The organism is Ruegeria sp. SAZD013, assembly GCF_059612525.1.
This window is the reverse complement of sequence record NZ_JBXWQT010000030.1, coordinates 1-20,682: the sequence shown is the minus strand read 5'-3', so window position 1 is coordinate 20,682 and position 20,682 is coordinate 1. Positions and strand designations below refer to the sequence as shown.

18 protein-coding genes and 1 pseudogene are annotated in these 20,682 nt (G+C 55.8%); 6 read left to right on the top strand and 13 right to left on the bottom strand.

From position 1 onward, the window contains the following. Positions 1-115: 115 nt before the first annotated feature. The 3 genes from AC2FLU_RS16385 to AC2FLU_RS16375 all read right to left on the bottom strand — a co-directional run bounded on the left by AC2FLU_RS16385 (position 116) and on the right by AC2FLU_RS16375 (position 2,696). Complete coding sequence (locus tag AC2FLU_RS16385; RefSeq protein ID WP_480478399.1) at positions 116-469, bottom strand: hypothetical protein; 354 nt, start codon at positions 467-469, stop codon at positions 116-118. After that, entirely contained in the window at positions 466-2,082 is a 1,617-nt protein-coding gene (locus AC2FLU_RS16380) for a phage minor head protein (RefSeq protein ID WP_496716095.1), read from the bottom strand. The genes AC2FLU_RS16385 and AC2FLU_RS16380 overlap by 4 nt, the downstream gene beginning before the upstream one ends. A 116-nt stretch (positions 2,083-2,198) precedes the next feature. After that, positions 2,199-2,696: a WGR domain-containing protein gene (locus AC2FLU_RS16375; RefSeq protein ID WP_496808995.1), complete on the bottom strand. Its 498-nt coding sequence runs from the start codon at positions 2,694-2,696 to the stop codon at positions 2,199-2,201. Between the two features lie 54 nt (positions 2,697-2,750). On the opposite strand from AC2FLU_RS16375, the gene AC2FLU_RS16370 reads away from it, so the two are divergent. Both AC2FLU_RS16370 and AC2FLU_RS16365 read left to right on the top strand, forming a co-directional pair. Next, the gene (locus AC2FLU_RS16370; protein ID WP_496716098.1) at positions 2,751-3,428 is read left to right on the top strand and encodes an ankyrin repeat domain-containing protein; all 678 of its coding nucleotides are present in this window, start codon (positions 2,751-2,753) and stop codon (positions 3,426-3,428) included. Between the two features lie 137 nt (positions 3,429-3,565). After that, a complete protein-coding gene (locus AC2FLU_RS16365; RefSeq protein ID WP_496808996.1) occupies positions 3,566-4,075 on the top strand; it encodes a nucleoside deaminase in 510 nt (169 codons plus the stop codon). A 478-nt stretch (positions 4,076-4,553) separates the two neighbouring features. Here AC2FLU_RS16365 and AC2FLU_RS16360 read toward each other — a convergent pair whose 3' ends face one another. From AC2FLU_RS16360 to AC2FLU_RS16340, 5 genes are all read right to left on the bottom strand, one after another. Next, the gene (locus AC2FLU_RS16360) at positions 4,554-5,636 is read right to left on the bottom strand and encodes an ABC transporter ATP-binding protein (RefSeq protein WP_480607638.1); all 1,083 of its coding nucleotides are present in this window, start codon (positions 5,634-5,636) and stop codon (positions 4,554-4,556) included. A gap of 3 nt (positions 5,637-5,639) precedes the next feature. After that, complete coding sequence (locus AC2FLU_RS16355; protein WP_496808997.1) at positions 5,640-7,295, bottom strand: alpha-amylase family glycosyl hydrolase; 1,656 nt, start codon at positions 7,293-7,295, stop codon at positions 5,640-5,642. Positions 7,296-7,304: 9 nt separating this feature from the next. Then, positions 7,305-8,453: a carbohydrate ABC transporter permease gene (locus tag AC2FLU_RS16350; RefSeq protein WP_496808998.1), complete on the bottom strand. Its 1,149-nt coding sequence runs from the start codon at positions 8,451-8,453 to the stop codon at positions 7,305-7,307. 3 nt (positions 8,454-8,456) lie between these two features. Then, complete coding sequence (locus AC2FLU_RS16345; protein ID WP_480495818.1) at positions 8,457-9,464, bottom strand: carbohydrate ABC transporter permease; 1,008 nt, start codon at positions 9,462-9,464, stop codon at positions 8,457-8,459. A 66-nt stretch (positions 9,465-9,530) separates the two neighbouring features. Next, a complete protein-coding gene (locus tag AC2FLU_RS16340) occupies positions 9,531-10,799 on the bottom strand; it encodes an ABC transporter substrate-binding protein (protein WP_480519249.1) in 1,269 nt (422 codons plus the stop codon). A gap of 209 nt (positions 10,800-11,008) precedes the next feature. Here AC2FLU_RS16340 and AC2FLU_RS16335 point away from each other — a divergent pair, with 209 nt between their 5' ends. Both AC2FLU_RS16335 and AC2FLU_RS16330 read left to right on the top strand, forming a co-directional pair. Further along, positions 11,009-12,040, top strand: a complete 1,032-nt coding sequence (locus AC2FLU_RS16335; RefSeq protein ID WP_480495814.1) for a LacI family DNA-binding transcriptional regulator — start codon at positions 11,009-11,011, stop codon at positions 12,038-12,040. 2 nt (positions 12,041-12,042) lie between these two features. Continuing rightward, complete coding sequence (locus AC2FLU_RS16330) at positions 12,043-13,374, top strand: GH1 family beta-glucosidase (RefSeq protein ID WP_480607651.1); 1,332 nt, start codon at positions 12,043-12,045, stop codon at positions 13,372-13,374. Between the two features lie 283 nt (positions 13,375-13,657). On the opposite strand, the gene AC2FLU_RS16325 is transcribed toward AC2FLU_RS16330, so the two are convergent. Together AC2FLU_RS16325 and AC2FLU_RS16320 are read right to left on the bottom strand one after the other, a co-directional pair. After that, positions 13,658-14,422 (bottom strand): ABC transporter ATP-binding protein, encoded by a 765-nt coding sequence (locus AC2FLU_RS16325; protein WP_496808999.1) that lies wholly within the window; start codon positions 14,420-14,422, stop codon positions 13,658-13,660. Between the two features lie 143 nt (positions 14,423-14,565). After that, positions 14,566-15,246 carry an IS6 family transposase gene (locus tag AC2FLU_RS16320; protein ID WP_496809000.1) on the bottom strand — a complete coding sequence of 227 codons (681 nt, stop codon included), beginning with the start codon at positions 15,244-15,246 and terminating at the stop codon, positions 14,566-14,568. Between the two features lie 280 nt (positions 15,247-15,526). Here AC2FLU_RS16320 and AC2FLU_RS16315 point away from each other — a divergent pair, with 280 nt between their 5' ends. Further along, positions 15,527-17,065, top strand: a complete 1,539-nt coding sequence (locus AC2FLU_RS16315; RefSeq protein ID WP_480606410.1) for a Fic family protein — start codon at positions 15,527-15,529, stop codon at positions 17,063-17,065. 22 nt (positions 17,066-17,087) lie between these two features. Beyond that, positions 17,088-17,735, top strand: a complete 648-nt coding sequence (locus tag AC2FLU_RS16310; RefSeq protein WP_496812051.1) for an AAA family ATPase — start codon at positions 17,088-17,090, stop codon at positions 17,733-17,735. 19 nt (positions 17,736-17,754) lie between these two features. On the opposite strand, the pseudogene AC2FLU_RS16305 reads toward AC2FLU_RS16310, so the two are convergent. The 3 genes and pseudogenes from AC2FLU_RS16305 to AC2FLU_RS16295 all read right to left on the bottom strand — a co-directional run. Next, positions 17,755-17,895 (bottom strand): annotated as a pseudogene (locus AC2FLU_RS16305) (IS3 family transposase); the annotation flags it as partial. A gap of 245 nt (positions 17,896-18,140) precedes the next feature. After that, positions 18,141-19,172, bottom strand: a complete 1,032-nt coding sequence (gene mgrA, locus AC2FLU_RS16300; protein ID WP_480608384.1) for an L-glyceraldehyde 3-phosphate reductase — start codon at positions 19,170-19,172, stop codon at positions 18,141-18,143. A gap of 340 nt (positions 19,173-19,512) precedes the next feature. Then, positions 19,513-20,424, bottom strand: coding sequence for a homocysteine S-methyltransferase family protein (locus AC2FLU_RS16295; protein WP_496809002.1), 912 nt, complete (start codon positions 20,422-20,424; stop codon positions 19,513-19,515). Positions 20,425-20,682 lie beyond the last annotated feature (258 nt).

Here is a 20,682-nt window from a genome sequence, read left to right as displayed (position 1 = left end):
CGACCTATGAACGTGTCGCATAACGAACCGGGGAAAGGGGCAAATGCGGCCCAAGCGCTATTCGTGCAACGCGGTCCCCCTCATCCACCTTTTCCTTTACTCTTTCCCATACCGGTCATTCTCCGGACGGTGGCACCTCGGCCCATACCAGATATCGGTACTCGCCGCCCTCGCTCAACGCGCGCTGCACGATGTCGCGGATATTTGCGGCAGATCGCTTCGGATCGATAAAGATCTGCCATTGCCTTTCGTAGCCTGGGGTCTCGTTCGCCAGGAAGTCGTACTCGAAAGCACGCCCTGGCCCTTGGCCCTCGAGCCGCACAACCTCCAGTCTGGCTACGCTATAGCCCCGAGATGCTATGTATTCGTTGAATTCAAGCATCTTGCTAGAAGGCTCGACGTACACGAAGGCCCCCGTTTCGAGCTTGTCCAGCATTTCGTCAAACTCATTTTGCATATTCACTTTCACTCCAACGGCCTGATGATCGGGTCAGGTTCATTTTCTCTGTCCCGAAGAGGACGGTTCCTATTGCTTACGGCGACGACGTGCCCTTCCGGACCCAAGAGTACCCAGTGCCCGTCCTGTCCAGTCAGCAAGGTCATGTCATGACCCCTATAGTCACCACGTCCGGCGACGATGCCGCTGAGATCGGGGCGGGGATTGGCAATGATGTCATCGATCTGTTCGGCAGTGTGCCCTTTTCCTGTGATGTACTCCAGCCCGTCGCCCTTGCTGCCATGGTCGCCAATCGTATTCCCGTCGGGGGTGGTGAAGGCCTCATTCCGACTTGCCTCGACAATGCTCGGACCCGCCGCATCCGGAATCGGCGTGGAAACGATGTTGCCGGTCGGGTCTTCGACGGCGGGCGAGCCCGTGTGGTTCGGCAGACCAAGGGTCTCGACCGGATAGGTTTCCAGCCACTGGTCGATGCGTTCCGGCGTGAAGCCAGGAAGTTCACCCAACCGGCGCTCGCCCTCAGTGAGTTCCGGGAAAACCTCGACCCAACCTTGGGCAATCGTGCCGTCCTGCAGCCGCAACCGGCCTTCCGCGAATGCGTTATAGCCTTGCTGCACGAAGTCTCCGAGGGCAAGTTGTGCGGCAGGATTCCCTTCGACGACACGCACGATGGTGCCAGGGTTCAACATCTCGTAAAGCGCGGCCGCCTGGCCTGCGATCTGCGCGGCCTCAACCGACTTCGGCAAACTGGACCCGAGACCAGAGATGACCGCTTCCTGCACCAGTTCGTGGGCCATAGCCGCAAGGAGCCCTTCGGCCGTTCCGGGATTGACGCCAAGGATCTCCGCCGCACGTTGGAGCCGACGTCCGGTGGCCAGACGCGTGAATTCCTGCAGGGCGCCGCTGGCGGCCAAAGCAGCCAGAGCGGCAGTTCCAAGTGGTGTGATCGCGATGGCGCGGAGACCGAGGCGACGCAAGATGGCGTCCACGGGTGCCTCGACCGGAAGGGCAAGTTCTGCAAGAATTGCATCAGTCCGCGACCCTGGCGTGATCGGCTCTGCATGGCAGCGGCAGTTGTGCGCCTGCCCCGGATGGCCGCCAGCGGGCGGGGCGTCCCAGCGAAACACCTGATCGTCGTATTCGGCATGGCTGTCACGGACTTTCGCGTCGCCCTGAGACCGCCAGATGTAATGCTCGATCCCCAAATCCTGCTGCCGAAGCTGATTGATCAGGCCCGCGAAGGCCCGAAGCAGGCGTTCTTCCATCGCCGCCCGCAACGGACGCAAGCGTTGCGGGTGGGTTTCGTATTCCTCGAAGATGGCCGTCAAGCGCGCATCCCACAGGCGCAGCGCCTCTTCCTTCGCATCTGTAACATCGCGAAGGTTGGCGTCGGTCGCCAATGGCACGGTGTCCGGGGGTGTCAGAGCGTTCAGCAGCATGCGGGTGTTGTCGGCTATCACGCGTTCCAATTGGTCGATGAAATCAGTCCGCAGGTCCGCATAGCCGGGGAAAAGCGATTTGATCGAAATGCCTGCACGGTAGCCGTACACGCCTCCGTTCTGCCGCGCGAAAACGTACTGACCACTGCCACCGTGGCGGAGAAATTCGCTAAGACTGTGTTTCATGGAACCTCCCGCTGACCCGCGCGAAGGTATGTATCGCCAATGTGTTAAGAAGCGATCAGCCGACCGTACGTTGCCTTGATCAGGGGCCATTCTTGCGGACGACGGCATGCGAAAGATCACCAGAGTGAGAGGCGTGCCGGTTTTCCGGTGACGGGTTGAGGGCTGGGAGAGTGGCTCCCGGCGCCCGTCGCGGGAGATCGCAGATGGGCGTTGTGGAAGTTCTGGATCCGGTTCAGCCGGCGCGGGCCGGTGGCTGGAAAGTGGATGTGAGCCGGGGCGAGCGGAACATATCCTCGACGTCGCTTTTGCTTTTTGAGTTTCTGGAGCGCTTCACCGGCCTGGGCTTCGTCATCATATGTCACCATCATGGCTTGCCCGTTTGTCCCAATACGTCCCCAAGTACGAAGGACGGACACTTCCCCAAACAGCGTCGGCTGCAATTCTATTCCATAGAACCGCGCCATGTTAATGTCGGGGTCCACATGGATCAGGTGGACAGGTGTGGTTGCCGTCAGTTCCATGACGCGATTGTCGGCAAACTCAGCCCGTCTGTCCAATGACATTGCGAAATCAATTCCCGTGAATGGATTCTGATCCTGAATGGAAAATGACATTGAATGCATCCGCTACTACTATAGCTGACCAATATGTAGGTAATAGGATCGGCCATGTTTCGTTTTCTACTATTTGCTTTCGTGATAGGTCTTGCCGCCAGCGCAGGCATGGCGCAGACACCGCCTTCGGCTGATGAGGTCGCGCAATACGACGGTCTCTTCGCAGCCGCTCACACCGGCAACGAAGAAATGATCCGGCAACTCGTTGCGGCAGGGGCAAACGTCAACGCACGGGACTCGCGGGGTCGCACACCAGCCCATGTTGCCGCCTTTGCTTCTGAGGATGAGGCGTTGCGTGCGATGGCTGAGGCCGGAGCTGACATGAACGCGCTGGAAGGTCAGGCCTACGACGTGATCACAATTGCGGCCGTTGCAAATGATCCAGAACTGATGACGCTCGCAATCGAGTTGGGAAACGATCCCGGACTAACGACCAGCCCTTATGAAGGAACGGCACTGATTGCAGCCGCGCATCTCGGTCATGTCGAGATTGTCAGACGGCTGATCGCCGCTGGCGCGCCCCTGGACCATGTGAACAATCTGCATTGGACCGCAGTTGTCGAAGCCGTTGTGCTTGGCGACGGCGGCCCAGACCATCTTGCGGTTCTGGATGCTTTGTTGGCAGCGGGCGCTGACCGATCGCTTGCCGATCGAAACGGAACTACACCACTCGAACACGCCGAACTGCGCGGATTTGCTAAGATGGCAGAGCGGCTAAGAAAAGAGGACTGAGGCCAGTCCAGCAGGCTGAAGCGGAGCGTTCCACCTCACAGGTGCCGATGGCAGCTTGGATGAGATCAGCCTCAAATCAAGTTCCTCTCGTAGCGGAGCGGTGACAGAGTTGAACACATCTCACGGGTAACGGCACAATGGACAAGATCAGAAAATGTGAACAGGACTGCCACAGCGACCTCGTATTCGCGAGGCGTGGTTTTCTTGGCGCATCAGGCTTTAGCGCACTGACAATTGGATTGAGTGGCTCCGCTGTAGGCCAAACTTCTACAAGGGCGGACGACGCAATACCTCAACCAAGTGATCCCAAGGATGCCACATTCATGGAGCGCGCTTTCGAAATGCGTCAGTATGCGATTGATCATGGAGATCAGGGGTATGGCGCAGTTGTGGTGCGCGACAACGTTATTATTGGCCAATCATGGAGCAGAGTCATCTTGGATCAAGACCCCACGGCCCACGCTGAAATAACCGCGATCAGGGACGCGGCGCGTCGTCTCAGTGACCGGGATTTGAGCGGAGCGGTTCTGTACTCATCTTCCCGGCCATGTCCCATGTGTGAGGCCGCGGCATACTGGGCTGGAGTCCGCCTCATGTTCTACGGCCGGAAAATCACGAGCGCAGGTTCGCCGAAGCTTTGCAGTTAGAATGGTTCTCAGCCATCAGCGACGTTTCATTTTGCATTCGCCTCCCACGGTGGGAAGTCGGCCCAAACTGGTCATTCATCGCCTCTGGCCACGCTGCGGTGCAGCTTCAACGAACCGGCCATTCGCTTAACCTGCGAGATCGACGAGTTGTCCGACGTCTGCCTTGCGGGCAAAGTGAGCAGCGAAGTGACGCACATGATCCGCAAAGGTCAGCTTACGCCCGGAATCTGTCCGTTTCGCCAAATTGCGGCATTGGCGGCACAAGCAGAGGGTTCGGTACCAACTCTTCGTTCAGTAAGAAACTTTGCAAAAGATCCTAGGACACTTAGTAACGAAGATAAAAGAACACTGCGTGTAGTATCACGTCCCTTGGGAAATGAGCGCCTTTGAATGAAATTGTTACTGTCTGCCTCGATCAAACTCCGAAACGCCATTAACACCAAGACCTCCTAGCCAAAAGTTTGCGACATAGCCCTCATCATTTCCGCATCGACAAACCATTGAGAAACAGGTGCACTTTGCTCGGGTCCGCATTCAATTTGACAGCTTTCCCACGTCGGTTTCGTTCAACGCCAGGAAACTTGGCGACGATATTCTCAGCCCCCGGCCTGCTGGCGAAATACAGCAAGGTCACTTCACCCAGGGCTTCGACAAAATCGACAGTGCCGTCCAGAAACCCAGCGGCGGCGTCGGCAACGAAATCCTCAGGTCGTACCCCGATATTGACCTGCAAACCCATTTGTTCGGGCGTGGTCGAAATGGATGAAACGGCTTTTCCGCCCGCATCAAGTGTGACCTCTGTCAAATCCCCGGTTTTGGAAATTTTGCCAGACAGCAGATTCATAGAGGGCGATCCGATGAACTGCGCCACAAACTCGTTATCCGGCGTTTCGTACAGTTCCAGTGGCGTACCAACCTGCGCGATGCCTTTGTTGGCGAGAACGACGATCCGGCTGGCCAGCGTCATCGCCTCAACCTGATCGTGGGTCACGTAGATCATTGTGCTTTCGGGCATCGCCTCTTTCAGGCGCGCAATCTCGATCCGGGTTGCAACGCGCAGCGCAGCATCGAGGTTCGAAAGCGGTTCGTCGAACAAATAGACCTTGGGGTCTCGCACGATGGCGCGCCCGATAGCGACGCGCTGGCGTTGCCCTCCGGACAGAGCCTTGGGCAGACGATCCAAGAGCGGATCCAGTTGAAGGGTCTGGGCCGCGCGTTCAACGGCGGCATCGATCTCGGCAGCAGGCATCTTGGCGATCTTCAGTGCAAACGCCATGTTCTCGCGCACGGTCAAATGTGGGTAGAGCGCATAGGACTGAAACACCATGGCAATGCCCCTTTGGGCGGGCGGCACATCATTCATGACCTGCCCTTCTATCTCCAAGGTGCCGCCGGTGATCTTTTCCAGCCCGGCAATCATTCGCAACAAGGTTGATTTTCCGCAACCCGATGGACCGACAAAGACGATCAACTCGCCCTTTGCGATATCCAGATCGATATGTTTCAGAACATCGACCGGACCATAGGATTTCGCGACATCCGTAAGTTTGAGTTCTGACATGGTTTACCCCTTGACCTTAGCCATCAGACAAAACTGTGCGGGGTGCAGCGTAACGCTTCCTGCACCGTCGCTACCGCCGAGTTCCCGCCCGATGACCCGCCAATCACCCAAGGGCAAGTCGACCCGCTGAGCTTCCGTTCCAAGGTTGAAAGCACAAAACACCGCTTCAGACGCATCCTCACGCTGGAAAGTCAGCACAGGTCCAACCTGTTTCATGTTGGACTGCGCACCCGAAGTTAGTGCTGGGTGGACGCGGCGCAAGGCGATTGCGCGGCGATAATGGTGCAGCATCGATTGGTCGTTCGCCTCGAGCCGGTCAACGGCTCTTTCCGTTTGGGCCATACTAACAGGCAACCACGGCTCACCGGTGCTAAAGCCTGAATGTTCGTCCTGCGACGCCCAAACCATTGGCGTGCGACATCCGTCGCGACCCTTGAACTCGGGCCAGAACTCGATGCCGTAGGGGTCTTGCAGTTTCTCTAACGGAACATCTGCCTCGTGCAGGCCCAGTTCCTCTCCCTGATACAAACAGGCAGAGCCGCGCAGACACATCATCAGAACCGCGTGCTGGCGAATGGCCGCATCGTTTAGGTCCCAGCGCGAGGCATGACGTTCAACATCATGGTTCGAGAACGCCCAGCATGGCCATGCGTCGCCTGCCTTTTCCTCGAGCTGATCAAAGACCTGCTTTGCATAAGGCGCGGTCAACGCACGCTTTTCCAGAAACTCGAAGGCATAGCACATATGCATTCGTTGATCGCCCGAGGTGTACTGACCAATGATTTCCAGCCCGCGCTGTGCATCACCGACTTCACCCAAACAGGCACGGCCTTCATATTCGTCGGTCAGCGCGCGCAACCTTTCGAGGAAGGCGATATTCTCGGGCTGACTTTTGGAATAAAGGTGATCCTGGTGGTTATAGGGGTTCACCGCAGGCGCAATTGATGCATTACGTTCTTCGACCGGAAGGGCCGGATTGTCCCGCAAATGTTTGTCGTGGAAATAGAAGTTGATCGTGTCCAGGCGAAAACCATCCACGCCCATGTCCAGCCAGAACCGAGCCACGTCCAGCAGTGCGTCTTGCACTTCGTTACAGTGAAAGTTCAGGTCCGGCTGCGAACTCAGAAAGTTATGCAGAAAATATTGCAGGCGACGAGGCTCCCACTGCCACGCTGAACCGCCAAAGATAGACAACCAGTTATTGGGCGGTGTGCCGTCCGGTTTAGGGTCGGCCCAAACATACCAGTCGGATTTCGGGTTGTCCCGATTGGCGCGGCTCTCACCGAACCAAGGGTGCTGATCAGAAGTGTGTGACAGCACCAAATCGATCATCACTTTCTGACCCTTGTCATGGGCCTGATCGAGTAACTCGCGGAAATCTTCCAACGAGCCGAACATAGGATCCACATCGCGATAATCGCTGACGTCGTAGCCGAAATCCTTCATCGGAGATTTGAAGAAGGGTGAGATCCAGATCGCATCGACCCCCAGATCCGCAATGTAATCCAGACGTTGGGTGATCCCTTTCAAGTCACCGATCCCATCACCATTGCTGTCCTGAAAGCTGCGCGGATAGATCTGATAGATCACGCCACCGCGCCACCACTCTGACTTTGCTTTGGTTGATTTGGAGAGTTCTACAGTGTTCTGCACGTTCATCAGACGCCTCTATTTGACGGATCCGGCCAGCAGGCCACGGACCAGGTATTTTTGCATTGCGAAGAAAACAATCAGTGGAACAATGATCGAAACAAACGCAGCGGTGGCGAGGATTTCCCAGTTGCCCCCTCTTGTACCCAGCAGTTCGACAATTCGATTGGTCATGACGGTGGTTTGACCTGATGCATCAATCAGGAAGACTTTGGCCACCAGAAGGTCGTTCCAGGTCCACAGGAACTGCAGGATCGCGAAAGACGCCAGCGCCGGGAAGCTGAGTGGAAGGATCAGTTTCGTAAAGATCTGGAACTCAGACGCCCCATCGACCCGCGCGTTCTCGATCAAATCACGTGGCAGTCCGGCCATGTAGCTGCGAAGAAGGTAAATCGCCAGCGGCATTCCAAAGCCAGTGTGGGCCATCCAGACACCCAGATACCCTTTGCCGATCCCAATATTAAGATGGAATTTCAGCAAAGGGATCAGTGCGAGCTGAAGCGGAACAACCAAAAGCCCGACAATAGCTGCGATCAGCAACGCGCGGCCCGGGAACTCCATCCACGCCAACGCATAAGCGGCGAACGCCGCAACCAGGATAGGGATGATCGTGGCAGGAATGGTCACTGTGAGAGTATTAAAGAACGCCCGACCCATACTGTCGGTGCTGTTCTCGGCCAAGAGAACTTTGTGGTAATTGTCCAACGTGAACTCGGGTGGAAGTTCTGCACTTACGAAAACACGCGGGCCGCGGCTGCCAGTAAACTCCTCTTCATTTTCCGCTTTGTAGTTCCCGTTTGCATCGACCGTGATAGTCCCGCCACGACGCAATTCCGCTGTCTGACCGGGTTCATACGCATCCACCGCGCGGGAGCTGACACCCCACTTTGAGATCGTAGCTTTCTGCCCTTCGTCGAACAGGTTCCCTTCAATCACATACGTCTCGTTTTTCAGAATTTGCGTATTGGGCACGGCCGTGCGTAGCGTCAGGTTTTGTTCGGACGGGAACAGGGATTTCCACCAGCCACTGGTCGCGATCTGGTCAGCCGTGCGAAAGGATGAGATCAACAATCCAAGTGTCGGTACTACCCAAAGCACCACGAGAAAGAGGACCGAGGCCTGGACGATCCATCTAAGGGCGGGTTTGGTTCCTGCAATATCGCTCATCCCCTACTCCATTTCCCGTCGTGCGTTGCGGATGTTCCAGACCAAGATCGGCGTCACCAGCAACATGATCACCATGGCCGATGCCGAACCCACGCCCCAATCATTGGCGCGGAACATCTTGTCGTACATGTAGTTGGCCAGAACCTGTGTCTCCCACTGGCCATTGGTCATCGCGAAAACGATGTCGAAGACCTTCAGGACCAGAATGGTGATGGTTGTCCAAACAACCAGAATTGTGTTCCAGATTTGAGGCACCTTGATTTTAAAGAATATCTGGAAGGGATTGGCCCCATCCAAAACCGCCGCCTCGACGGTTTCTTCGGGGATGCCGCGCAAAGCGGCAGACAGTATCACCATGGCAAAGCCCGTCTGAATCCAGATCAGGATCCCCATGAGGAAGAAATTGTTCCAGAACGGAATGGTTAGCCAGGTTTGCGGCTCGGCCCCACCAAAGAACAGATAAAGCGCATTCAGAATCCCGATCTGGTCTTGCTCGGCCGGACGCGCATCGTAGATCAGTTTCCAGATGACCGAAGCCCCGACGAAAGAGATCGCCATCGGCATGAAAATCAGTGCCTTTGCGATGTTACCCCAGCGTATCCGATCAGTTAGCTGAGCTGCCAACAGACCAAATGCAGTCGACATTGCAGGGACCACGATCAGCCAGAACAAATTGTTGCGCATGGCTTCCCAGAATTTCGGTTCTGCCACCATCTGGACGTAGTTATCGAGACCAACCCACTTATACCCACCACCGGCGATGCGATCCGTGAGCGACAGGCGCAACGTCTCAACTACCGGATAGGCCAGATATAGGCCAATCGCTACAAGCGCCGGAAGCAAAAACAGCCAAGGCCGGATCATATTCGCGCGGTTGATGTTGCGGCCGGCATTCGGCCCGCGCGCAGGGAACAGAACCTTGTCCAGAAACTGGTTGGACAGAAAGAAATAGCCCACACAGCCCGATACGCCTATGGCGATGGTCAGCAGGCCCTGAATTGCCGGATGCATCATGCTCTCCGTTGCGAAGGGGAAAAGGGGTGGCCTGACGCGCAGACCGCCCGGGTTTTAACGCGCTTAGTCCAGCGAATCCCAGGAAGATTGGATCTCGTCAGCAACTTCCTGAGCGGGCTTTCCACCAGCATAGTCAACCATACCGGTCCAAAATGTGCCGGCCCCTACGCCGCCCGGCATCAGGTCCGAACCATCAAACCGGAAGGTGGTCGCGCCCAGAAGAATGTCGTTCATCTTCTTGAGCGTCGGATCCGAGAACACGGAGGTATCAACGCCTTTGTGCGGCGTCAGGAAGCCGGTCAGGGCCATCCATGTCTCATGTGCTTCGGGGGTCTGCAGATAGGCGATCAGATCATGTGCAGCCGGGCTGTCATTGGTGATTGCCCATAGCGTGCCGGCGCCAAGAACCGGGCTACCCAGATCCTTGCTTTCATATGCGGGGAAGTAGAAGAAATCAGCATCTTCACCGACAACCGTGCCTTCAGGAAAGAATGCCGGGATGAACGACGCCTGACGGTGCATGTAACATTGTGGTGGCGAACTGAACATGCCCTTTGGACTGTCACGGAAATCGGTCGTTGCGACCGTACCTGCCCCGCCCGCAACATAGTCATCATTGCGTGCAAACGCGCCGAACTCTTCGATGGCAGCGACCACTTTCGGGTTATTGAACTTCATTTCATTGGACACCCAGGCGTCATAGTCCTCGGGCGATTGAGTGCGCAGCATCATGTCTTCGACCCAATCGGTCGCTGGCCAACCGGTCGCACCACCTGAACCCAAACCGATGCACCACGGCGTCTCTCCGTCTGCGACGATCTGATCGGTCAAAGCCTTCAGTTCCTCCATCGTGGTCGGAACTTCGTAACCGGCATCCTCGAAATTCTCAGGCACGTACCAAACAAGGGATTTCACATCTACCTTGTAAAAAAGCCCATAAAGATGATCCTGCCCTTCGGGCCCCGGAAAAGTGCCCAGATCTACCCAGGATTGTCCAGCTGCGTAATTGTCACGAACCCAATCAGCGGTGCCGTCGCCCAACGGTGTCAGAAAACCCGACTTGGCCATATCCGCCGCCAGACCAGGCTGCGGGAAAACGGCTATATTCGGCGCCGAGCCTGCCTCTGCATCAATCCTGATCTGCTGCTCGAAACTATCTGAACCAACATACGCGTAGTCGTGGCCTGTCGCGGCTGCAAAGCCATCCAGAACCGCTTCGACGTTTTCCTGGTCCGGGCCCAGCCATGGCCCGAACACGGTAACCTTATCAGCCTGAGCTGTTCCCGCCATCAGGGCGAATGTGGCCACACCTGCATAAAGCGCGTGTTTCATGAAATCTCCTCCCAGTAATATCTGCGCATTGCAAGATTTTCAAAGCGCTTTGGATGTTGCACTTTATCTGCTGGCAATCAGATTCTGTCAACATATCGTTTTCTACCCCTCAATTATTGCCGCTATTGACCTCTTTGCCAAAACGGGTTGACGGAAGCAAAAAATCACAACAAAACAAGTGAGCATCCATTTGAAGGCGCTTTGAACATATGAACCTAAAGCAGCTCTCTGAGATTCTCGGTCTTTCGCAGACAACGGTCAGTCGCGCGCTGAACGGCTATCCAGAGGTGAACGAGGCGACTCGTGTGCGCGTGCAGGCCGCTGCAGACAAGCATGGCTATCGGCCAAACAGTCGCGCCAAAGGTCTGGCGACTGGCAAGTCCATGGTGATCGGGCACGTCATCCCTAGTTCGTCCCAGCACGAGATGGTGAACCCGATCTTCGGCGACTTTGTCGCCGGCGCTGCGCGGACATACTCTGCGAACGGCTACGACATGATGTTCACCACCGCGGATGACACTTCGATCGAAGGGGCCTATCGCAGCTTGTTTCAGCGCGGGGCCGTGGATGGCGTCGTTTTGCAAGGCCCCAAGGTCAACGAGCGTCGCATCGATCTGCTAAACCGGATGGCGGTACCATTTATCGTACACGGTCGTTCGACCGGGATAGATGCAGAGTATGACTGGATCGATGTGAACAACAAAAGCTCCTTTCGGCGCGCAACACAGTTCCTGATCGACTTGGGTCACCGCCGGATTGCCCTGATTAACGGGCTTGAGGATATGGATTTCGCACAGCGCCGTCGTGCCGGATACCTACAAGCGCTGGAACAGGCGGACTTGATCCCGGACCCACAATTAATGCGCAGCGCCGAAATGACCGAGGTCTACGGCCATCATGAAACCCGCGATATGCTGCAACTGGACGATCCACCAACCGCCATTCTGGCATCCTCGATGATTTCGGCGATTGGTGTGAGACGGGCGCTGGACGAGGCAGGGCTGCGAATTGGCCGGGATGTCTCGGTCATCGCGCATGATGATGACCTCTCTTATCTCAAAAACGGACAGGATGTGCCCATCTTTACAGCAACGCGGTCCTCAGTGCGGCATGCAGGAGAGCTGGCCGCCGAGATGTTGATTGAGAGGATCAAATCGCCTGACGATCCGGTCAAGACCAGATTGCTTGAGGCGGAACTGGTTGTTGGCAAATCAACCGGCCCAGCACCCAACAGGATCTGACAATGAAACATACGCGCAGCGATTTCCCCAAAGACTTCCATTTCGGAGTCGCCACTTCTGCTTACCAGATCGAAGGTCATGCCCAAGGCGGCGCCGGTTCGACACATTGGGATACGTTTGCAGCGACACCCGGAAATGTAGTGCGGGGAGAAAAAGGCGATCTGGCCTGTGATCACCTGAACCGGTTTGAACAGGATCTTGATCTTGTGCGCGACGCGGGATTCGATTGCTATCGCTTCTCAACCAGCTGGGCGCGTGTGATGCCCGAGGGGCGCGGACCTGTTAATCAGGCGGGATTGGATTTTTATGATCGCCTGACAGACGCGCTTTTGGAGCGTAGCATCCGTCCGTGCGCGACACTGTATCACTGGGAACTGCCGTCGCCCCTGGCCGACTTAGGTGGTTGGCGCAACCGGGATATTGCCGGTTGGTTTTCCGATTTCACGGAGGTCATCATGGGACGGATTGGCGACCGCATGTACAGCGTCGCCCCCATCAATGAACCGTGGTGTGTCAGTTGGTTGAGCCATTTCGAAGGGCACCACGCTCCCGGGCTGCGCGATATTCGAGCCACGGCGCGCGCTATGCATCACGTTCTGCTGGCCCATGGTCAGGCCATTCAGACGATGCGTGGGTTGGGCATGTCTAACCTGGGCGGCGTATTCAATCTGGAATGGGCCGAACCCGCCGATGACAGCGCCGAGGCACAACAGGCCGCCGCTCTGTATGACGGAATATACAACCGGTTCTTTCTGGGCGGCGTGTTCAACAAGGCCTATCCCGAGAATGTTCTGGAGGGGCTGGAGCCCCACCTTCCGTCGGGCTGGCAAGATGATTTCGATAGCATCGGAGCACCCGTAGACTGGTGCGGACTGAACTACTACACCCGTAAACTTATCGCGCCCGCAGAAACAGCGTGGCCAAGTCTCGCTGAGGTTCCCGGCCCTCTGCCGAAGACCCAAATGGGTTGGGAAATCGACCCCACCGCGCTGAGCAGGTTCCTGATCCGAGCAGCACGTGAATACACCGGCGACCTGCCGATCTTCGTGACCGAAAACGGTATGGCCAGCCCCGAGCGTCAACAAGACGATGACCGTATCGACTATCTGGATCAACACTTGTCGGCAGTCCAGGTCGCGTTGGGCGAAGGGGTTCCGGTTAAGGGGTACTTTGTCTGGTCCCTATTGGACAATTACGAATGGGCCTTGGGGTATGAAAAACGCTTTGGCCTGGTTGATGTAGATTTCAGTTCAATGAAGCGAACTCCGAAAGCGTCTTACTTCGCATGGAAGGACATGCTTGCTGCACGGATCTGTTGCAGAGTTTCTTACTGAACGAAGAGTTGGTACCGAACCCTCTGCTTATGCCGCCAATTCCGCAAATTGACGAAACGGACAAATTCCGGCCCGAAGCGGACGTTCATCGACACATGTCGCCGCTGCGGTGCGGCCCGTCGAACCGGCCGTTCGCTGCAGGCGCAAATTTTCAGGGTGCACGAACTCACAGTCTGCGGGACTTTTCTGACGTTGGAAATCTGATGGGTGGCTTGCCTCATCTGTTGGTTGAAAGTCGAGAACCAAATGCGGGGAAGGCAACCAACAAAGCTTGTAAAGGCATCTAGGCAAGCAACATTCTGGTGTATTCAGACGTTGCCTGCGTCGTCACTTGCTTTGTGGCGCCATACTCAATCTGTTCTCCGTGACGCATCACAAGGATGCTGTCAGAGGTGTGGCAGACAACGCCGATGTCGTGCGTCACCGCCAGAACCGACAGGTCGCGCACTTCTTTGAGGTCCTGAAGCAGGTTGAGGATCTGGGCTTGCACCGACACGTCGAGCGCGGAGGTCGGTTCATCCAGAACCAGCAGCCTGGGATCGAGCGCCAGCGCGCGGGCAATTGCGATCCTTTGTGCTTGGCCGCCCGAAAGCTCAGATGCGAGGCTCTTCATGTAATCGGAGCGCATTCCGCAGATTTTCAGGTTGGCCTCGCTGCGATCCGCGATTTCGCTTTGGGAAAATCCGCCCTGCGCAGTCAGCGGCTCCGCCAATATCTTTGCGACAGTCAGACGCGGGCTGAGCGACAGGAAAGGGTTTTGCATAACGACGCCTATGCGCGCACGTGCTTGGCGCATTTCGCGATCGGGCAGCGCCAGCCAGTTCTGGCCGTGAAGCCGGATTGTACCGCTTTCCGCTGGTATCAGACGCAGAAGCGCGCGCAGGATCGTGCTTTTTCCTGATCCGCTTTCGCCAATAATCCCAAGGGTTTCCTTGGGCATCAGGGAAAAGGAAATGTCATTGGCGGCCGGTTTCGGCGGCTCCGCAAACAAAGAGGAACGCTTGTAGCGCACCACCAAGTTTGAAATCTCAAGGATTGGGTCAGGCATGTTTGACCTCAAGATGGCAATCCCATTGATGTTCACCGATAGCACGTCTGGGCGGCTTTGTTTTTGTGCATTCGGGTAGAACTTTCCAGGGTTGTGTTGCAAAGATTTGAGCCTGTTAAGTTGTTTCGGCAATCGCTTGTGAGTCAGGTGGCGAGCTCAGCGAACTGCTGAAATGGACAGAGTCCAGGCGTGAGTTGGCCCTTGCGGATCATGTGCGACACTTCGATTCCGTCGAGCGTTGCCGCCGCTGAATCGAAAGCCTTGAACCCCAGCATTGGCCGCGTGCGTCTCTTGATGAAACGGTGGTCCTGCTCGACGATATTGTTCAAGTATTTCCGCCTGACCATCTCGATCGAGATCGGACAGCCAAAACCTTTGAGCATTTTGTTGATGGCCTTGATGCCTGCGGTGTTAGCTCCGCTTTTGTCGATGACAATCTTTCGAGGAAAGCCATTGGCTTCCAGCATTCGGGCAAAGAATTTAGTGGCAGCAGATTTGTTGCGGCGCCGGGACAGCACGAAATCAAGCGTCTTGCCGCTCTTATCGACGGCTCGGTAGAGATAAACCCAGTTCCCTTTCACTCGGATGTAAGTTTCGTCCATTCTCCACGAACGGTCACATGGCTCTTTGCGGCGACGCGCTGCCTCAGCGATTGCAGGAGAATACCGTGTTACCCATCGGTTTAGCGTGGTGTGGTCCACTGAAACACCGCGCTCGGCCATGATTTCTTCTAAATCCCGGTAGGACACACCGTATCGGACATAGAAAAACACCGCGAACAGGATCACATCCTTCGGATATTGTGCGCCTTTGAAGGAAATCATGAACTGACTTTCGACTGATTTTATCGAATGTCATTCATCCGCAGAATCTGGCTTCGTCAACAGCCAAAAGTTTGCAACAGATCCGTTCGTTGGAGGACCTCTTAACATCGTCGGTCGATCGCCGCAGATCGATCCGTGATCTGACATGCCCGGACTGCGGCGTAAGTTTGAACCGTTTTTCACGAATAATACCTATTCAAGAACATTTTTCATGTGCTAGGAACGGATTTCATGGGTGCAATGCTCTGCAGTAAAAATTCACGCCAAGGGAACGGAATTCATGCCATCGGACCAACAGGTACTTTTTTCGGGCCCGAGAACCGTTTTTCAGGAGCGTCGCCTTCCTGAGACCGCCACCTTGGCAGGCTACAGCGCACTGATTGACGCCTACAGATTGTCTGTGCCACTGCCCCGCAAACTTTCGGCAACAGGGAACCATCACCGGGTCGTTGAGGATGAGGTTTGGCGCATCCTGACGCCGCGCCACGCCCCGAGTGCAGACTTAGATGGCCACCTCACCTTCGCTCTCAAATACGAAGGGCTTGATCTTGCTGTCCTCGCGAAGCTGTTCGCGGCCACCGGGCCTGACGGCATTGTTGACATCGTGCGCAAAAAGCCAACCGGCAGCTACGCAAGGCGAATCTGGTTTCTGTTTGAATGGCTAACGGGAAGCCGACTGAATCTGCCAGATGCAGAAGGCGGTCGCTACGTGCCTGTCGTTGATCCCGACCAACAGTTCGCGACGGAAGGGGAAAACGCTCCCCGATATCGCGTTAAAAATAATCTGCCGGGAACTAGAGACTTCTGCCCGCTGGTCTTTCGCACGAAAAAGCTAGACGAGTTCATCGCGATGGACTTGGCCAGTCGAGCCCGCGCGGTCATCGCCGATGTCCCCCGGGACTTGCTCGCGCGCACGGCTGCTTTCCTTCTACTCAAAGACTCACGTTCCAGCTACGCGATCGAAGGCGAGCGTCCACCACAAGACCGAATTCAGCGTTGGGGCCGTGCGATCGGCGAGGCCGGTCGCCAGCCGCTCGACCGCGATGAGCTGCTACGACTGCAACGGATCGTCATAGGTGATGCCCGGTTCATCAAGCTGGGTTTCCGCGACGAGGGCGGTTTTGTTGGCGAGCATGACCGCGAAACAAGGATGCCGTTGCCTGATCATATAAGTGCCCGGCATGAAGATCTTCCGTCCCTGACTGACGGGATGATCGCTTTTGATCACGGTGCGTCTCGGCACTCTGACCCGATCGTGTCCGCTGCAATCCTCGCATTCGGTTTTGTCTACATACACCCGTTTGAAGACGGTAACGGCCGGCTGCACCGCTACCTGATCCACCATGTTCTAGCGGAACGCGGCTTCAACCCACCAGGGGTGGTCTTTCCGGTGTCCGCCGCGATTCTAGAACGCATAGATGAGTATAGAACGGTTCTTGAGAGCTATTCAGCACGACTGCTGCCGCTCATCGAATGGGAGCCGACGGAAAAATTCAACGTTCGGGTCTTGAACGACACAGGCGATTTCTACAGCTTCTTCGACGCGACGCCACACGCAGAATTCCTCTATTCATGCGTCCAAAAGACAATCGAAGAAGACCTGCCGTACGAGACAGCATTCCTTCGAAATTACGATGCATTCCGCAGCCAGGTCGAAGCTATTGTTGATATGCCTGACCGCACCATCGATCTGTTGTTTCGCTTCCTTCAACAGAACAGCGGCACCCTGTCGCGTCGCGCCCGAACCAATGAGTTCAAGGCATTGACCGACGACGAAACGGCGCGGATCGAGCACGTCTTTGCAGAAACAATGATTTAGATCGAGGTGGCCTTGCATGCACTTGTCACGGATTGTGATCGAGAACTTTCGGAATTTTTCAAAACTGGACGTAGCCCTCGATGGAAACGTTGTTGTGGTTGGCGAAAACAAAGTCGGCAAAAGCAACCTGGTGCATGCCCTCCGGTTGCTGTTTGATCCCTCTCTGCCCGACAGCGCCCGTGAACTTGGCCTCGCCGATTTCTGGGACGGGCTTGAGGGCCTGGAAGAAGACGACAAGATAGTCATTGCTGTCGAAATCGAAGAGTTTGACTCTGACCTCGATATCCTTGCTCTACTCACGGACTTCCGCCTCGACGATGACCCCGACACGGTCCGCCTGACCTACGAATGTCGCGCGCGACCGGGATTAGTCAGTGCACCGACATCGGACAACGACCTGGAGTTCATTTGTTTCGGCGTTGAAAGCGTGACGAAACGTTTCGGCCATGACCTCCGCCGCCGCCTGACCATGGACCTGTTGCCAGCTCTTCGTGACGCGGAAGGTGACCTCGCGGAGTGGCGCCGATCGCCTCTGCGCCCGCTAATCGAGGAAGCTTTCGCCGACATCGACCAAGCAGATCTTGATGAAATCGGTGAAGCAATCGAGGAAGCCACCGACAAATTGACGGCCTTCCAGAGTGTCGGGGATCTTGGACCTGTCACGCTTTAGTGCCGCTCCGGTTGCTCACTTAAGCGACCTTTCTTTCGAAGGCCAAGGGGCTTTTCCAGCCGAGAGCTGAATGCCTGCGTCGTGGATTGTAGAACCCGTTTATGTATTCGAAGATGGCTATCTCGGCATCGCGGCGTGTCTGCCAGGATCGTTGCCAAATCCCCCCAACCAAAACCGTCGGGGAAGTGTGTTCACATGGGTCAATTCTCAGTGACAATTTATGGGCATACCGGGTCAGTTCTCAGTGACAATCAACAACGTTCGATGCCGGTGGAGCAGTAGCCATCCACCTCATCCGCTTTGGGCCGGTCAGTCTTGATCGTTATTTAGCCGAGCTGCAGAAGCTGAAGCCGCCAAAATTATCAAGCTCCAAATGGTCTTGGGTTTTAGCACTTCTAAGATTGGTCATTCTGTTTCTGACGACCGAGCCCACAAATTGATATCTTCTTCCGAACTGATTGCATCGATCCTTGCCAACTCTTCATCACTGAAGGCGAGGTTATCGACTACGCCTGCGCAATCTACGATCTGACCCGGCCGGGACGCACCAATAAGCGCGGTCGTTACGCGTCCGCCTCTTAACACCCAGGCCAGGGCCATTTGCGCCAGAGTTTGCCCGCGTGCCTCAGCCATGTCGTTCAGAGCACGGACACTTGCCAGAGATCGCTCGTTGATCATGCCATCAAGTAGCGACTTCCCTTGTGTAGCACGGCTGCCATCCGGAATATCGCGCAGGTATTTTGACGTTAGAATGCCTTGTGCCAGCGGCGTGAACGCAATCGATCCTACCCCAAGATCGTTCAGGGTATCGAGCAAACCGTCCCGCTCCACCCAACGGTTGAGCAGATTGTAAGAAGGCTGGTGAATCAGGCAAGGTGTGCCAAGGTCGTTGAGAATCTTCACAGCCTCGCGTGTGCATTGGGAGTTGTAGCTCGAGATACCTGCGTAGAGCGCGCGACCCGACCGTACGATATGATCCAACGCGCCCATCGTCTCTTCGAGCGGGGTGTCGGGGTCAAATCGGTGGGAATAAAAGATGTCGACGTAATCAAGCCCCATGCGCGCGAGTGATTGGTCACAGGACGCGATCATGTACTTGCGCGACCCCCATTCTCCGTAGGGTCCCGGCCACATGTCGTAGCCTGCTTTGGAGGAAATGATCAATTCATCCCTGTAGCCCGTGAAATCAGTTCTTAGGATTTCGCCAAATGCCTCTTCTGCCGATCCGGGTGGTGGACCGTAGTTGTTCGCCAGATCAAAATGAGTGATCCCATGGTCGAATGCGGTCCGACACATTGCTCGCTTGTTTTCGTGCGTCGAGTCCGCACCGAAATTATGCCACAGGCCCAAGCTGACAACAGGAAGCTTCACACCCGACCTCCCACATCGCCGATAAACCATTCGCTCATAGCGGTTCGGCTCCGGGGTGTAAGGAATGGGTTTTGGCTTTGGCGGTCGTTGAGCTTTGGTCATGCGCACATAATCAATGGAATGTTGGGCCTGTCAAACGGATCAACTCCGGTAAGATCGACACGAGTTTCTGCGCGTCCTAGATGGGTGCTTATGGTTAGTCTTACTCCTGCACCAATGTCTTACGATTTGATCGATTGCATTCGGTACCGTCGCATAGACGCAGCGAAAGTCCGCAAGCGGGCTGCAACCGCAGCATCAATATGGCGGGTTGGATGTCGGCTCTGGGCCGTTATAACAAGTGGCGGAAAGACATCACGGTATCACCTTAGATATCAGCGCTATCGCTCAGATTGAACTAAGTTGGCTACGCCAATTCGCTGGCCATCGATTTCAGGTGGCGCATGTCGGTACCGCAGCACCCTCCAAATACTTGGATCGACGGATTCTGCCTCGCAATCGAGGCAATCTGTTTACCAAGTTCAGCTGGATCGCCTTCGTCCAGCTCATCTGCTTCGTCAAGTTCCGCATGCGAGCAACTCGAAGCGTTTGCCACCATGCCTTTAAGTCGGGGGTGGTTGCCAAGCGCTCCGGCGAAATGGGTCGGATGAGCGCAGTTGACCATAAAAAACAGCGCCGCCGAGTCCGTTGCCGCGTCAATCTGGTCAATTCCGTCCACAAGTTTGGTTCCGTCTGCCAGGCATCCGTCTGTCTCAACAACCAGAGACATGATGATCGGCAGTTCAGCGTCTCGGGCAGCGAGGATACATCCGGCTGCCTCGCTTGGACGGTTGAATGTGTAAGCAGTGACCAGGTCGACGCTAGTGTCTTTCAGGCTTTGCAATTGAACAGCATGGTATTGACGCGCATCTTCGACGGGTACCGGCGGGATGTCGGCGTAAGGATCATAGCGCGGGCCGATACAGGCCGACACCAGTATATCATCGCGAGCGGCAGCCTGGCGGACGTCCTCCATTAGGCTGACCGCATCTTTGTTCACTTCAACGAGCCGTTCTGCATCGTACCCCAAAGGCGCTGCCCGGTCGGCGTTCGCCATCCATGTGGGCGCATCAAGGATACACCCGACATTCATTTCACCGGCGAGATCAACAAGTGTCTGCATTTGACCGGCCAGTATTGCCCTGGTGCCAGGTTCTTCCAGCAATGGAAACGACGCGAAACCGGGTAAATCAACTCCGTGATTGAATATCAGGTCGGTGCCAGTACCCGCATAAACCAGAAAGGTCTTGTTACCTTCGAGTGGGAACTGTCGCGCCATTCTGATCCACGCCTAAATACCGTTACATCTTCACGAGAAACATACATCGTCTCGGGTCTCCTGTGAACCTTAGGGCGACGACAGGATGAATTCCGTGAGCATGACCTCATCTTCCCGGGTAACTCTCAACCGCAGCGAAATTCTCCTTCGGCGGGCCGCACTGCAGCGTCATCAAGCCATAGCCAACGGCATCTGTGGGTGGCTCCTGCATTGCAAGAGTTTTTTGGCGATTTCTGCGGTCGATTTCGTCAGTACTGT

Bases quoted from the DNA above. Each gene is read 5' to 3' on its own strand.
- AC2FLU_RS16380 (WP_496716095.1), bottom strand. From the start codon at position 2,082: ATGAAACACAGTCTTAGCGAATTTCTCCGCCACGGTGGCAGTGGTCAG.
- AC2FLU_RS16375 (WP_496808995.1), bottom strand. From the start codon at position 2,696: ATGTCATTTTCCATTCAGGATCAGAATCCATTCACGGGAATTGATTTC.
- AC2FLU_RS16370 (WP_496716098.1), top strand. From the start codon at position 2,751: ATGTTTCGTTTTCTACTATTTGCTTTCGTGATAGGTCTTGCCGCCAGC.
- AC2FLU_RS16365 (WP_496808996.1), top strand. From the start codon at position 3,566: ATGGACAAGATCAGAAAATGTGAACAGGACTGCCACAGCGACCTCGTA.
- AC2FLU_RS16360 (WP_480607638.1), bottom strand. From the start codon at position 5,636: ATGTCAGAACTCAAACTTACGGATGTCGCGAAATCCTATGGTCCGGTC.
- AC2FLU_RS16355 (WP_496808997.1), bottom strand. From the start codon at position 7,295: ATGAACGTGCAGAACACTGTAGAACTCTCCAAATCAACCAAAGCAAAG.
- AC2FLU_RS16350 (WP_496808998.1), bottom strand. From the start codon at position 8,453: ATGAGCGATATTGCAGGAACCAAACCCGCCCTTAGATGGATCGTCCAG.
- AC2FLU_RS16345 (WP_480495818.1), bottom strand. From the start codon at position 9,464: ATGCATCCGGCAATTCAGGGCCTGCTGACCATCGCCATAGGCGTATCG.
- AC2FLU_RS16340 (WP_480519249.1), bottom strand. From the start codon at position 10,799: ATGAAACACGCGCTTTATGCAGGTGTGGCCACATTCGCCCTGATGGCG.
- AC2FLU_RS16335 (WP_480495814.1), top strand. From the start codon at position 11,009: ATGAACCTAAAGCAGCTCTCTGAGATTCTCGGTCTTTCGCAGACAACG.
- AC2FLU_RS16330 (WP_480607651.1), top strand. From the start codon at position 12,043: ATGAAACATACGCGCAGCGATTTCCCCAAAGACTTCCATTTCGGAGTC.
- AC2FLU_RS16325 (WP_496808999.1), bottom strand. From the start codon at position 14,422: ATGCCTGACCCAATCCTTGAGATTTCAAACTTGGTGGTGCGCTACAAG.
- AC2FLU_RS16320 (WP_496809000.1), bottom strand. From the start codon at position 15,246: ATGATTTCCTTCAAAGGCGCACAATATCCGAAGGATGTGATCCTGTTC.
- AC2FLU_RS16315 (WP_480606410.1), top strand. From the start codon at position 15,527: ATGCCATCGGACCAACAGGTACTTTTTTCGGGCCCGAGAACCGTTTTT.
- AC2FLU_RS16295 (WP_496809002.1), bottom strand. From the start codon at position 20,424: ATGGCGCGACAGTTCCCACTCGAAGGTAACAAGACCTTTCTGGTTTAT.